At 32.6% G+C, this 13223-nt stretch carries 12 protein-coding genes; 9 read left to right on the top strand and 3 right to left on the bottom strand.

Annotated features, from left to right (window positions below):
- Genes ACY3JJ_RS08215 through pyrF form a run of 5 tightly spaced genes read left to right on the top strand, consistent with a single transcriptional unit; the run spans position 1 to position 4618 of the window.
- Positions 1 to 936 (top strand): aspartate carbamoyltransferase catalytic subunit, encoded by a 936-nt coding sequence (locus tag ACY3JJ_RS08215; protein WP_463091559.1) that lies wholly within the window; start codon positions 1 to 3, stop codon positions 934 to 936.
- On the top strand, positions 920 to 2218 hold the full coding sequence (locus ACY3JJ_RS08210; RefSeq protein ID WP_463091558.1) for a dihydroorotase: 1299 nt from the start codon (positions 920 to 922) through the stop codon (positions 2216 to 2218). Before ACY3JJ_RS08215 ends, ACY3JJ_RS08210 begins: the two co-directional genes overlap by 17 nt.
- Positions 2215 to 2970, top strand: coding sequence for a dihydroorotate dehydrogenase electron transfer subunit (locus ACY3JJ_RS08205; RefSeq protein ID WP_463091557.1), 756 nt, complete (start codon positions 2215 to 2217; stop codon positions 2968 to 2970). The genes ACY3JJ_RS08210 and ACY3JJ_RS08205 overlap by 4 nt, the downstream gene beginning before the upstream one ends.
- Complete coding sequence (locus tag ACY3JJ_RS08200) at positions 2963 to 3880, top strand: dihydroorotate dehydrogenase (RefSeq protein WP_463091556.1); 918 nt, start codon at positions 2963 to 2965, stop codon at positions 3878 to 3880. Before ACY3JJ_RS08205 ends, ACY3JJ_RS08200 begins: the two co-directional genes overlap by 8 nt.
- A gap of 3 nt (positions 3881 to 3883) precedes the next feature.
- Positions 3884 to 4618 carry an orotidine-5'-phosphate decarboxylase gene (gene pyrF / locus ACY3JJ_RS08195; RefSeq protein ID WP_463092600.1) on the top strand — a complete coding sequence of 245 codons (735 nt, stop codon included), beginning with the start codon at positions 3884 to 3886 and terminating at the stop codon, positions 4616 to 4618.
- A gap of 177 nt (positions 4619 to 4795) precedes the next feature.
- Here pyrF and feoB read toward each other — a convergent pair whose 3' ends face one another.
- The 3 genes from feoB to ACY3JJ_RS08180 are packed head-to-tail and all read right to left on the bottom strand — an operon-like array spanning position 4796 to position 7423.
- Positions 4796 to 6769 carry a ferrous iron transport protein B gene (feoB, locus tag ACY3JJ_RS08190; protein ID WP_463091555.1) on the bottom strand — a complete coding sequence of 658 codons (1974 nt, stop codon included), beginning with the start codon at positions 6767 to 6769 and terminating at the stop codon, positions 4796 to 4798.
- Positions 6753 to 6995 carry a FeoA family protein gene (locus tag ACY3JJ_RS08185; protein ID WP_463083477.1) on the bottom strand — a complete coding sequence of 81 codons (243 nt, stop codon included), beginning with the start codon at positions 6993 to 6995 and terminating at the stop codon, positions 6753 to 6755. The genes feoB and ACY3JJ_RS08185 overlap by 17 nt, the downstream gene beginning before the upstream one ends.
- Positions 6992 to 7423, bottom strand: a complete 432-nt coding sequence (locus ACY3JJ_RS08180; protein WP_463091554.1) for a Fur family transcriptional regulator — start codon at positions 7421 to 7423, stop codon at positions 6992 to 6994. The genes ACY3JJ_RS08185 and ACY3JJ_RS08180 overlap by 4 nt, the downstream gene beginning before the upstream one ends.
- Positions 7424 to 7586: 163 nt before the next feature.
- On the opposite strand from ACY3JJ_RS08180, the gene ACY3JJ_RS08175 reads away from it, so the two are divergent.
- The 4 genes from ACY3JJ_RS08175 (at position 7587) to gap (ending at position 13222) form a co-directional block, all read left to right on the top strand.
- The gene (locus tag ACY3JJ_RS08175; protein WP_463091553.1) at positions 7587 to 8309 is read left to right on the top strand and encodes an ABC transporter ATP-binding protein; all 723 of its coding nucleotides are present in this window, start codon (positions 7587 to 7589) and stop codon (positions 8307 to 8309) included.
- Positions 8306 to 9595, top strand: coding sequence for an ABC transporter permease (locus ACY3JJ_RS08170; RefSeq protein ID WP_463091552.1), 1290 nt, complete (start codon positions 8306 to 8308; stop codon positions 9593 to 9595). Before ACY3JJ_RS08175 ends, ACY3JJ_RS08170 begins: the two co-directional genes overlap by 4 nt.
- Before the next feature lie 90 nt (positions 9596 to 9685).
- Positions 9686 to 12115, top strand: coding sequence for a leucine--tRNA ligase (gene leuS / locus ACY3JJ_RS08165; RefSeq protein WP_463091551.1), 2430 nt, complete (start codon positions 9686 to 9688; stop codon positions 12113 to 12115).
- A gap of 93 nt (positions 12116 to 12208) precedes the next feature.
- The gene (gene gap, locus ACY3JJ_RS08160) at positions 12209 to 13222 is read left to right on the top strand and encodes a type I glyceraldehyde-3-phosphate dehydrogenase (RefSeq protein WP_148806479.1); all 1014 of its coding nucleotides are present in this window, start codon (positions 12209 to 12211) and stop codon (positions 13220 to 13222) included.
- Position 13223: the final 1 nt, after the last annotated feature.

The raw sequence follows: 13223 nt of genomic DNA, 5'->3' as shown, positions 1-13223 counted from the left end.
ATGTGGGATAGAAAAGATTTAATAGGTATTGAAGAACTTAAAAAGGAGGAGATTGAACTAATTATTGAAACAGCAAAGTCTATGAAAGATATATTGAATAGAAGGATTAAAAAAGTACCAACTTTGAGAGGAAGAATTATATGTACTCTTTTTTATGAACCAAGCACAAGAACTCGTTCCTCTTTTGAACTTGCTGCAAAATATTTAAGTGCTGATACTATAAGTATTGCAACATCTACAAGTAGTATACAGAAAGGTGAAACTCTTCTTGATACTGTTAAGACTATAGAGGCTATGGGGGTAGAATTATTTGTTATTAGACATAGTTCTTCTGGGGTACCCCTTTTTATTGCTAAAAACATAAAGTCAAAAGTTATAAATGCAGGTGATGGAATGCATGAACATCCTACCCAGGCTCTCTTGGATGTTTTTACCGTTTATGAAAAAAAGAATAGAGTTGATGGATTAAAGATAGCTATAGTTGGGGATATATTCCATAGTAGAGTTGCAAGATCTAATATATATGCTTGGAGTAAGCTGGGAAGCTCTGTTATAGTATGTGGCCCTCCTACTTTAATTCCTAAAGATATCCAATATCTAAATGCTAAAATCACATATAATTTAGATGAGGCTATTGAAGATGCCGATATTGTATATATTTTAAGACTTCAGTTAGAAAGGCAAAAGAAAGGGCTTTTCCCAAGCTTAAGGGAATATCATGCTTTATTTGGAGTTACAGAAGAGCGTTTAAAAAAGGCTAAAAAAGATGTTTTAATTATGCATCCTGGTCCTATGAATAGGGGTGTAGAGATATCTTCAGAAGTTGCCGATAGTACGTTATCTTTGATTAATGAACAGGTAACGAATGGTGTAGCAGTAAGAATGGCGCTTCTTTATCTTATGTTGGGAGGTAGGTCAGATGAAAATATTAATTAAGAATGCTATTTTGTTACATACAGATAAAGATAAAGAGGAGATTGGAGATATATACATAGAAGATGGTTATATTAGAGGCATTGGAAAAGAGTTAAATTTGGGCCAAAATGTGGAGATTGTGGATGGTAAGAATAAAGTTGTTGTGCCTACTTTAATAGATATGCATGTACATTTTAGAGAACCAGGTTATGAATGGAAAGAAACACTGGAGACAGGTTCAATGGCAGCTGTAGCTGGTGGATTTACTGCTGTGGCTTGTATGCCTAATACAAATCCCCCTATAGATAACAAAATGATTGTGAGGTATATATATGAAAAATCTAATATTATAGGTTTAGCAAGAATATATCCAATTGGAACCATAACTAAAGGGAGAGAAGGTATAGAGATTTCAGAGATAGGAGATATGTTTTTAGCAGGTGCTAAAGCTTTTTCAGATGATGGAAAATGTGTATTGAATAGTGAAGTATTAAGATGTGCTTTAGAATATGCAAAGGCCTTTGATGTTCCTATCATAGAACATGCGGAAGATACTAATTTAACCTCCGAAGGTAGTATGAATTGGGGAAAAACTGCTATGGTCCTTGGATTAAAAGGGATGCCATGGGTAGCAGAGGCTAGTATAGTAGCAAGAGATATTTTTCTTGCATCATTGACAGAGGGAAAATTACATTTGGCCCACATATCTTGTTGGCAAAGTGTTGAAATGATCAGATGGGGAAAGGAAAAAGGTATAAATGTAACATGTGAGGTTACTCCTCATCATTTAGTTCTTACCGAGGATTATGTTAAAGAAAGTGGATATGATACAAATACTAAAATGAATCCTCCTTTAAGAACAGAGAAAGATCAGGAAGTACTTTGGGAAGCATTAGAGTCAGATATTATAGATGTTATTGCTACAGATCATGCCCCACATCATATAGATGAAAAAATGATAGAGTACAATTTGGCAGAGTTTGGAATCAGTGGTATTGAAACAGCTATTCCTCTTATGGTTACCTATGGATTTCATCAAAGAAAAATTCCATTATTAAAAATCTTTAAGAAGATGTCATATAATCCAGCAAAAATTCTTAATCTACCATTTATTCCTTTAGAAGAAGGAGTGCCAGCTAATCTTACAATAATTGATATAGAAGCAGAGAAAGAAGTTGATAAAGATATGTTTTTTTCTAAAGGCAAGAATACTCCTTTTCATGGATGGAGATTGAAAGGATGGCCTATTATGACCTTTGTAGAGGGAAGGTTAGTATATAGGGAAGGGAAGATATTTAGATGAAAGAGATAGTAGGAGAAATAGTAGAAAATGAGAAAGTAGCGGAAAGGATTTATCTTTTGAAAGTAAGACTTTCAAAAGATACCTTTGAAATTTTACCTGGCCAATTTGCAATGTTGCAAATTGAGGAAAGTTATGATCCTTTTTTAAGAAGACCTATGAGTTTTTATAATGTGGAAGATAATTTTATATATTTTCTTTATCAGAAAATAGGAAGAGGAACAGAGATTTTATCAAAAAAGAAGATTGGTGAAAAAATTTCTATGCTTTTACCTCTTGGAAATTCTTTTCCTTCTTTAAATCAAGGAGAGAAGGTTCTTATTGTTGGAGGAGGGGTAGGCATAGCACCATTGAATTTTCTTGTTAATTTTTTTAAGGAAAATGTGATTTTCTATTCCTACATTGGTTTTTCTTCGTATGTGGAAGAGAAAATTTATAGAGATATCCAAAAATATAGCTATAATTTTGTGATTTCTACCGAGGATGGAAGTGTAGGTAATAAAGGAAAGATATTAGAATTTTTACCCTCCTTATTAGAATTTAACAAGATAATTGCTTGTGGTCCCTATCCAATGCTCGAAAGTTTATATCATTTAGTAGATCAAAAGGATAAGCTTTATATTTCTTTTGAAGAAAGAATGGGATGTGGAGTAGGAATATGTTTATCTTGTTTTTTGAAAGGAAGAAGTCGCGATTTTCATGTGTGTAAGGATGGACCTATCATTGTAGGATCGGAGGTTGAATTTGGTGGATAATTTGAAAATTAAAGTTGGAAGCATAATTTTTAAGAATCCAATTCTACTTGCATCAGGCACATGTGGTTTTGGAAGAGAGATGGCAAAGTTTTATGATGTAAATATTTTAGGTGGTATTGTAACAAAAAGTATTACATTAAAACCAAGAGAAGGAAATCCTACACCGAGGATATGGGAATGTTATGCTGGAATATTAAATTCTATAGGACTTGAAAATCCTGGATTAGAGAAATTTATCGAAGAAGAAATGCCCTACTTAGAGAGATTGGATACTCATGTAATCATAAGCATAGCAGGGGAAAGGGAACAAGAATATTATCAGATTGCTAAAGAACTTAGAGATTATAATTTCTCAGTTTTGGAATTAAATCTTTCTTGCCCTAATGTAGATGGTGGTGGTATGCTCTTTGGAATTGATATAGATATGGTAAAGGTTATAACAAAAAAGGTTGTAGAGATAATTAACAAGCCAGTTTGGGTAAAATTAACCCCTCAGGCTCCAAATATTTTGGATATAGTAAGAGTAGTAAAGGACGCAGGTGGCGAAGCTGTTGTAGCTTTTAATACTTTCTTGGGGCTTGCGATAGATACAAAAAAAAGAAGTCCTGTTTTTAAACGTGTTTTTGCTGGATATTCTGGACCTGCTATTAAACCATTGGTTTTGAGGCATATTTGGGAAATCTACGAATTAAATTTGCTCCCTATAGTGGGATGTGGGGGGATAGTAAATTTCTCAGATGTTTTAGAGTATCTTTTTTCAGGAGCTTCTTTGGTGGAGATAGGAAGTGCTAATTTTAGAGATCCATGGATTGGGAGTAAGCTGGTTAAAGAGGTTGAAGATTATTTTAAGAATGAGAAGATCCAAAATGTTATAGGAATAGCTCATCATTTTAATAGGGAGGTTGATTAAATGATTAAGAAATTTGATCCTATTATTGTAGCTCTTGATTTTCCTGAAGAGAAAAAAGCCTTAGAAATAGCTGAAAATTTGGTACCACATGTAAGAAATTTTAAGGTTGGACTTGAACTTTTTTCCGTAGCGGGTCCTCATGTGGTAAAGGCTTTGAAAGAGATGGGCACTAATGTTTTTATTGATTTAAAGTTATTTGATATTCCTAACACGGTCGTAAGAACTATTGAAAGACTTCTTACATTGGATCCTTTTATGATAACTCTTCATATTCTTGGTGGGGAAGATATGTTAAAAGAATCAGTTAAAGTTGTATCTCAATTTAAAGAGAGTAATAAAACACAATATCCTTATCTTCTTGGTGTAACTGTATTAACCAGTTTCAATGAAGAAACCCTTAGGAGAAGTTGGGGAATATCAAGATCTTTACCAGAACAGGTATTATTTTTAGCTCAACTTGCACAAGAGACAGGTCTTGATGGCGTTATAGCTTCCCCTTGGGAGATAGAATTACTTAGGAAAAACTTTAGGCGTCCTATGCTTATTGTTACACCAGGAATAAGGCTTACAAAGGAGAAAACTGATGATCAGCAAAGAATAATGACTCCAAGAGAAGCAATAGAGAAAGGAGCTGATTATTTGGTTATTGGTCGTCCTATTACTCAGAGTCCTAATCCTTATGAGGTTTTACAAAATATAAGATCCCAGATTGAAGACATCCTTGAGAGCAAGATTTAGCAAAGGGACAGGAGGAACATTTTATACTCTCTGATAAAGATTCCTTTTTTATATAACCAAGATCTTTAAGCTGAAGAAGGATCAATTCCCATTCTTCATCAGATAAATGAAGATCCTTCTTCAGCTTGTCAATATTTATAATTCTTTTATCTTTAATATATTCAAGCACTTTTTCTATCATAATATTCTTGATAAAAATACTAATATATGATGGAGAACAAAAGTGAAGATATAGGCATATATAAAAGAGTAAAAAACAGCAAATACTGTCCATTTTATGGAATTTGTTTCTTTATAGATTGTAGCAGCTGTGGCTGCACATGGTATATATAAGAGTTGAAATACTACAAAACTATAAGCTGTTATGGGATTTAACTCTTTTAACAATATATTACCAAGTTCATTTCCACTTTGACCATAGATGGCACTTAAAGTGGAAAGTGAAGCTTCTTTAGCTACAAATCCTGAAAGAAGGGCTGTAGTAAGTTGCCAATTGAAACCTAAGGGATAGACTAAAGGTAAAAATAATTTGCCTATTTGAGAGAATAATGAGTTCTCTATATTTCCAGAGGGAATGTTGGTAAGAATCCAAGTTAGTCCTGAAAGTAAAGCCATAACAGTTCCTGCTCTTAAGAAAAAAGATTTTAGTTTATCCCATATATATAAAAATACTATTTTAGGGCTTGGAATTTTATATATTGGTAGTTCCATAAGAAGAGGATTCATGGAAGTTTTAAGTACCTTTTTCCTTAGTAATTTGCCACTTACATATATGGAAGTGAAACTAATAATATAAAGCGTTAAAAGAAGTAAAAAGGCATATTGGGAAAAGAATATTCCAAGGAAGAATGAAGCAACTAATATTCTTGGTACACAAGGGATAAAGGAATCAATAATTATTAAAAGTATCCGGTCTTTTTCATCTTCAAGGGTTCTTGTGGCCATTACTCCAGGTACATTACAACCAAAGCTTATCACTAATGGAAGGAAAGATTTACCATGAAGTCCTAAACTATGCATTATTCTATCAGTTATGAAAGCAAGTCTTGCAAGATAGCCTGTATCTTCCATTATAGCTAAGAAAAAGAAAAAAATAGTGATTAATGGTGTAAAAGAAAGAATAGTTGCAATACCTTGCCAAATGCCTTTGGTTATCAAGTTTCTTAGAAATTCTGGTAAAAAAGTCAAAAGGATTGATATCTTTTCTCCTATAATGTCAAGTAGATTTTCCAAAGGAATAGATATTATATTATTCATGGAGAAAGTAAGATAGAAAATTGTTACTACTATAAAAAGGGCTATAACAAATCCCCAAATGGGATGAGTAACATATTCATCTATTTTATCAGTCCAGAGAATTGCTTGTTTTTTGGGTTTTTCTATAACTTCCTTTAACATTTCTTTAATCCATTCATATCTTGCAGTTGCAACTCTTATAGGGTTATCTTCTCTTTCTTCTATGATTTTTTGAATTTTTTCCCAATTTTTTAAATTCTTTTTACATAAATCTATCATAATTGGATCATTTTCTAATAATTTTACTGCTACCCATCTTTTTGGATATTCTTGAATTTTGTCAGGTAACAGATCTTCTATTCTTTTGATAGTCTCTTCTAATTTTGAATATTTTACTTTTGTAGGTTGAATATTATCTTTCTCATAAATCTCAATAACCTTTTCTATAAGTTCATTTAAGCCTTTACCCTTACTTGCTACCATGGGAATCACAGGTAGTCCTAACTTTTCTTCAAACTTTTTTACATCTAGTTTATATTTTTTGCTTTCTAAAATATCCATCATATTAAGAGCAATAATTACATTATTGTGTAATTCTAAAATTTGAGACAACAAATATAAATTCCTTTCCAAAAGGGAAGCATCTAAAACCAGTACTAAGATATCAGGCTTTTCTTCTACTATAAATTCCCTTGCTATAAGTTCTTCTAGGGATTGAGCAGTAAGACTATAAGTTCCTGGAAGATCTACCACCTCTATTAGATAATCTTCTTTTTCTATATATCCGATCTTTTTCTCTACTGTTTTCCCTGGCCAGTTACCTGTATGTTGATTTAATCCTGTAAGTTGATTAAATACAGTACTTTTTCCTACATTGGGATTACCAGCTAAACCTACTTTAATTTTCTTTTTCATGGTTCTCTACCTCTACAAGAATACTTTCTGCTAAACCTCTACCTAAAGCTAAATTAGTATCCTTGACTTTTACTATCACAGGTCCTAGAGATTTTTGAAAAAGAACAATTTCTTCTCCTGGGATTACTCCCAATTCTGCAAGTCTTAAAATTTTTCCTTTGCCACCTATAATACTAACTACTTTTCCTTTTTCTCCCTTTTCTAATTCTATAAGTTTTTTGATCATAATTCCCTCCTTTGTTTCTTTTGGCACTCTTCACATACTCCTAATACTTGAATCTTTATTGATGTAACTATAAAATTATCATCTTCTGTTTTTATTATCTTAGATATCTCCGAGGGATTTGTTAATTCCTTTTCCCCTACTTTCCCACATGATACACATTGGAAATGTATATGAGGATTTAAATTACTTTCATAATGAATATGTCTTTCTTCAAAGCTTATAGGCCTTATATATCCTAAACGCTCTAAAAGTTTACAACTCCTATAGACAGAGGTGAAAGATATTTTTTTATTTTGGTTTTTTAATTCTTCATAAATTTCATAAATAGAAAAATGTCCTTTTTTGTTTTGTTCAAAAAACTCAAGGACCATAAGTCTTGGTTTGCTCAATCTTATGCCTTTATTTTTCAAATTTTCTTTAAAATTCATTTGAAGTCTCTCCTTATGCTAACAGCTTAGTTCTAGTAAAAATTGTATTCTAAATGAAAATTTTTTGCAAGTAAGATGTGTATTAACGCACTTTTAATAGATTTTTTAAAATTTGATTGATATAATTCTCATAGTAAACAAATTTAGTTTGGGGGTGATATTTTTGGACAATATTCTCCAAGTAGAGAATCTTAGAAAGGTTTATGGTAAATTAGAAGCCCTTAAAGGTATTAGTTTTGAGGTTAAAAAGGGTGAGATTTTTGCTTTGATAGGACCAAATGGTGCTGGTAAAACAACTACCCTAAGAATAATCGCAACTCTTCTTACTCCATCAGATGGAAAAGTTGCATTTATGGGTAAAGATTTAAGAAAAAATCCTGATTTTGTAAGAGAAAATATTAGCTATCTACCAGAGGAAGCAGGAGCTTACAAGAATATGAAAGGTATTGATTATTTAAAATTTATGGCAACTTTTTATGCTAAGGATCAAAGAGAATTAGAAGAATTTTTAAATAGAGCAAAAGAAATAAGTGGACTTGGAGATAGATTAAATGATAAAGTTGGAACATACAGTAAAGGAATGACTAGAAAACTTTTGCTTGCAAGAGCTCTCATGACGAAGCCTACTCTAGCGATCTTGGATGAGCCTACATCTGGTTTAGATGTTATTAATGCTTTGGAAATAAGAGAGATTATAAGAGCATATGTTAAAGAAGGTACATCTGTTTTACTCTCTTCTCATAATATGTTAGAGATAGAGTTTCTTTCTGATAGAGTTGCTCTTATTGATAAAGGAAAAATATTAGAGATAGGTAAGCCAGAAGAATTGAAGGAAAAATACAATGCTAAAAATTTAGAGGAAGTATTTAGGAGGGTGGTACAATGAATAAGTTTTTAAATCTTTTGAGAAAGGAAATAAAGGAACTTGTAACTTTTCAATTAATAATATCTCTTATATTTACAATATTACTTTTTAATTTTATGGGTAGTATTACAAAAAGTGAAATTAAGAAGGCTGTTGAGACAAGAAACATTTATGTATTGGATCTTGATAAATCAGAAATATCAAAGGAACTTTTGAGTAATCTTTCTTTGGCAAATTTCAAGGTTAAGTTATTAAATGAAATTCTTTCAAAGGAAGATAAAGATTTAGCTTTTGATTTTGCAAGAAGAGAAAAAATAAATTTTTTTATTTTGATTCCTGAGAATTTTGGATCATTAGTGTCCAGATTTAAACCAGTAGAGATTGAGATATATTCTTTCATAAGGAGTTTCTCATTGGGCAGTAATGTGGGATCTGCCGTTTTGGATCAGGTTATTAACGCAATAAATAGGTATATGTCTGACCAATTTATTAGAGCTAAATTTCCAGGGATAGATCCTGATAATTTGAAAAACCCTATAAAGAAAAAAGAGTTTGTTATTGTTAAAGACAGGATTGCAGAAGGTACTACATCAGAAGTTCTTAACTCAGTTTATTCTCAATCAATATTTATTCCTATTATTCTAATGATAGTAATCATGTATACATCCCAGATGGTTCTTTCTGCTATAGCTATGGAGAAGCAGGATAAAACCCTTGAGACTCTCCTTACAGTACCTATAGGTAGAAAACAGATAGTGATTGCTAAAATGATGGGAGCTGGTATAGTTGGAATAATTTCATCTTTAATTTATATGTATGGATATAGATCTTTTATGGGTGGAATAAGTGGAAATGTGGATGTAAGTAGTACATCTGATATTATTCAAAAATTAGGATTAAATTTTACACCTTATGGGTATACTTTATTTGGAATTTCATTGTTTTTAGCTATTCTTTGCGGATTAGCCTTATCTACAATTCTTGGTGTTTTAGCAGAAGATCTAAAAAGTGCTCAAGGTATAGTTTTACCATTGATGTTTTTAGTTATGATACCATATTTTATTTCCCTTTTTTCAGATATAAATACTTTATCCTTGCCTGTAAGACTTCTCATAATGGCTATACCATTTAGTCATCCTTTTATTGCATCGAGAGAAATTCTGCTTGGGAATTATAATATTGTGTTTGTGGGGATATTATATATGCTAATAGTCTTTGTAGCCCTTATAGTAATTGCAGCAAAAATATTTTCTACTGATAGAATTTTAACAATGAAGATAGGATTTCTAAGAAGGAAGTCTTCCTAATTTTATTGGTTTAATTATTGTCCATAGTAATTTACTTTTATATAATTGGAGATAAAGAAAAATTTGTAAAAGGAGAGAGGGATTTAAAAAATGAAGAGGTATAATCCACAGGAAATAGAACCTAAATGGCAGAGAAAATGGCAAGAGGACAAATTGTATCATGTAACTGAAAGAAAGGATAAACCAAAGTACTATACTTTGGTTATGTTCCCGTACCCATCTGGAGATCTCCATATGGGACATATGAGGAATTACACTATTGGTGATGTGGTAGCAAGATACTATACTATGCGTGGTTACAATGTTTTGAATCCAATGGGATGGGATGCTTTTGGGCAACCTGCTGAGAATGCAGCTATAAAGCATAAGGTACATCCAAAGGAATGGACCTATCGGAATATAGCAAGAATGAAAGAGCAGCTTTTTAAAATGGGTGTGGTTTATGATTGGGATAGAGAAGTTACAGCCTGTGCTCCGGACTATTATAAGTGGACTCAGTGGATCTTTTTAAAACTTTATGAAAGAGGACTTGCATATAGAAAAAAAGCTCCTGCTAACTGGTGTCCCACTTGTAAGACAGTACTTGCTAATGAGGAAGTAATTGATGGTAAATGTTGGAGATGTAAATCAGAGGTTGAGAAGAGGGAATTTGAACAATGGTTCTTTAAAATTACTGCTTATGCTGAAGATTTATTAAATGATTTAGATACTCTGGAGTATTGGCCAGAGAAAGTTAAACTAATGCAAAAAAACTGGATAGGTAAATCTGAAGGACTTGAATTTTACTTTGATATTCAGGATTCTGATGAGAAGATATATGTTTATACTACAAGACCTGACACTATCTATGGAGTAACTTTTGTAGTACTTGCTCCAGAGCACCCATTGGTAGAAAAAATAACTAAAAAGGAATATTTAGATGAAGTTAGAGGATATGTAAGGATTGCTAAAAATAAAAGCGAGTTAGAAAGAATTGTTTCAGAAAAAGATAAAACAGGAGTATTCACGGGAAGTTATGCAATACATCCTCTTACTAAAAAACCTGTGCCAATATATGTAGCTGATTATGTACTTGCAACCTACGGTACAGGAGCCATAATGGCTGTACCTGCTCACGACTCGCGTGATTATGAATTTGCAGTAAAATATAATCTTCCAATAATTCCTGTAATTACTCCTGAACCTGACAAAGAACCCCCACTTCCCTATGAAGAAGAAGGGATTATGATTAATTCTGAAGAATATAATGGTTTAAAAAGTTCGGAATTTTGGAAAATTATTATTGAGAAGTTTGAAAGTTTGGGGATTGGAAAGAAAAAAGTACAATATCGATTAAGAGATTGGTTAATATCTCGTCAAAGATATTGGGGAGCACCTATTCCCATTATTTATTGCCCCAATTGTGGAATAGTACCTGTGCCTTACGAAGATTTGCCAGTAGAGCTTCCTGATCTTTCTGATTTTGAGCCAACAGGAACAGGTGAAAGTCCTTTAGCAAAAGTTCCTGAATTTGTAAATACAAAGTGTCCAAAATGCGGAAGTCCTGCAAAGAGGGAAACCGATACTCTTGCCACATTTGTTGATTCTTCATGGTATTATTTTCGTTATACTGACCCCCACAATGGTAAAGAGCCATTCTCAAGAGAAAAGGCAGAGTATTGGATGCCTGTTGATCAATATACAGGTGGTATAGAACATGCTGTATTGCACTTACTTTATTCTCGGTTTATAACAAAGGTTCTCTATGATGCAGGATATAGCCCAGTAAAAGAACCATTTAAGAGACTTTTTACTCAAGGAATGGTTTATAAAGATGGACAGATAATGTCTAAATCCTTAGGGAATATTGTTTCTGTAGATTATATGGTGGAGAATTATGGTGCTGATACAGCACGTTTATTTATATTGTTTGTTGCTCCTCCTGAAGTGGATATTGAGTGGAGCGATGAAGGAGTAGAGGGAGCAAATAGATTCTTGAATAGGTTTTGGAGATTAGTTTTAGAAAGTGCAGATGAACAAAAAATTGATGATGAGGAAGAAAAGATTATAAGAAGGAAGTTACATAAGACTATTAAGAAGGTTACGGAAGATATAGAGAATTTTAAATTTAATACTGCTATTGCGTCTATTATGGAATTAACTAATATTCTCACAGAACACAAAAGGGTTTATGGAAGGACTCCTGCCTTTGAAGAAGCAGTAAGGACTTCATTGTTACTTCTTTCACCCTTTGTTCCCCATATTACTGAAGAGCTGTGGAAAGAGTTAGGAAATGAATATAGTGTTCATATGCAACCTTGGCCTTCTTATGATCCAGAGTTAATAAAGGAGGAAATTGTAACCGTAGTTATTCAAATTAATGGAAAGGTAAGAGACCGAATAGATGTAAGTGCTGATGCAACTCAAGAAGAAGTTATGAATTTAGCATTACAAAGAGAAAATGTTAAAAAGTATTTGGATAATAAAGAGATTAAGAAAGTAGTTTATATTCCTGGTAAAATATTAAGTTTCAATATTTAGTTTTAAAAACATTTTAACAATTTTTGTAAAAAGTAAATGGTATAATGAAGAGGATGAAATAAAGAAAAATTTAACGATTTAGGAGGTGTTTTTATGGCTGTTAAAGTAGGTATTAATGGCTTTGGAAGAATTGGGAGACAAGTACTTAAAGCACTTTTAGAAAGGTATCCTGATAAGGTTGAAGTAGTGGCTGTTAATGATATTACTGATACAAAAACTTTAGCTCATCTATTTAAATATGATTCCAACTATGGAACCTATAAGGGTGATGTAAAATATACAGATAAGTCCATAATTATAGATGGAAAAGAGATAAGGGTTTTTGCTGAAAAGGATCCAGCAAATCTTCCTTGGAAAGATTTAGGAGTTGATGTAGTTATAGAATCAACAGGACTTTTTACTGATGCCGATAAGGCAAAAGTACATATTACCTCTGGTGGAGCAAAGAAAGTAATTATCTCTGCTCCTGCAAAAGGCGAAGATATAACAATAGTTATGGGTGTTAATGAGGAAAAATATGATCCTTCAAAGCATCATATTATTTCTAATGCTTCTTGTACCACCAACAGTTTAGCTCCAGTTGCAAAAGTGTTATTAGATAACTTTGGTATTGAGAAAGGTCTTATGACTACTGTACATTCCTATACAAATGATCAAAGAATTTTAGACCTTCCTCATAAAGATCTTAGGAGAGCAAGGGCTGCAGCATTAAATATTATTCCTACATCTACAGGTGCAGCAAAAGCTATAGGTAGAGTTATTCCTGAACTTGATGGAAAGATGCATGGGGTAGCCTTAAGAGTGCCAACTCCAACTGTATCTGTAACTGATTTGGTATGTGTATTACAAAAAGATGTGACAGTAGAAGAAGTGAATGATGCATTTAGAAAGGCAGCGGAAGGAAGGATGAAGGGAATTCTTGGAGTCACTGATGAGGAGCTTGTTTCAATGGATTTCAAAGGAACTACTTATTCTACAGTAGTAGATCTTCCATCTACAATTGTAATTGGTAAGAATATGGTAAAGGTTTTTGCTTGGTATGATAATGAGTGGGGTTATGCTTGCAGACTAGCAGACTTAACAGGATATGTAGCAGAGAGACTATAGA

This window comes from Dictyoglomus sp. DH, assembly GCF_055181375.1.
The sequence above is the reverse complement of the archived record's forward strand: the minus strand, read 5'-3'. Positions and strand labels throughout refer to the sequence as shown.

Excerpts from the sequence above, each read along its gene's own strand:
- ACY3JJ_RS08215 (WP_463091559.1), top strand. The coding sequence starts at position 1 with ATGTGGGATAGAAAAGATTTAATAGGTATTGAAGAACTTAAAAAGGAG.
- ACY3JJ_RS08210 (WP_463091558.1), top strand. The coding sequence starts at position 920 with ATGAAAATATTAATTAAGAATGCTATTTTGTTACATACAGATAAAGAT.
- ACY3JJ_RS08205 (WP_463091557.1), top strand. The coding sequence starts at position 2,215 with ATGAAAGAGATAGTAGGAGAAATAGTAGAAAATGAGAAAGTAGCGGAA.
- feoB (WP_463091555.1), bottom strand. The coding sequence starts at position 6,769 with ATGAAAAAGAAAATTAAAGTAGGTTTAGCTGGTAATCCCAATGTAGGA.
- ACY3JJ_RS08185 (WP_463083477.1), bottom strand. The coding sequence starts at position 6,995 with ATGATCAAAAAACTTATAGAATTAGAAAAGGGAGAAAAAGGAAAAGTA.
- ACY3JJ_RS08180 (WP_463091554.1), bottom strand. The coding sequence starts at position 7,423 with ATGAATTTTAAAGAAAATTTGAAAAATAAAGGCATAAGATTGAGCAAA.
- ACY3JJ_RS08170 (WP_463091552.1), top strand. The coding sequence starts at position 8,306 with ATGAATAAGTTTTTAAATCTTTTGAGAAAGGAAATAAAGGAACTTGTA.
- leuS (WP_463091551.1), top strand. The coding sequence starts at position 9,686 with ATGAAGAGGTATAATCCACAGGAAATAGAACCTAAATGGCAGAGAAAA.
- gap (WP_148806479.1), top strand. The coding sequence starts at position 12,209 with ATGGCTGTTAAAGTAGGTATTAATGGCTTTGGAAGAATTGGGAGACAA.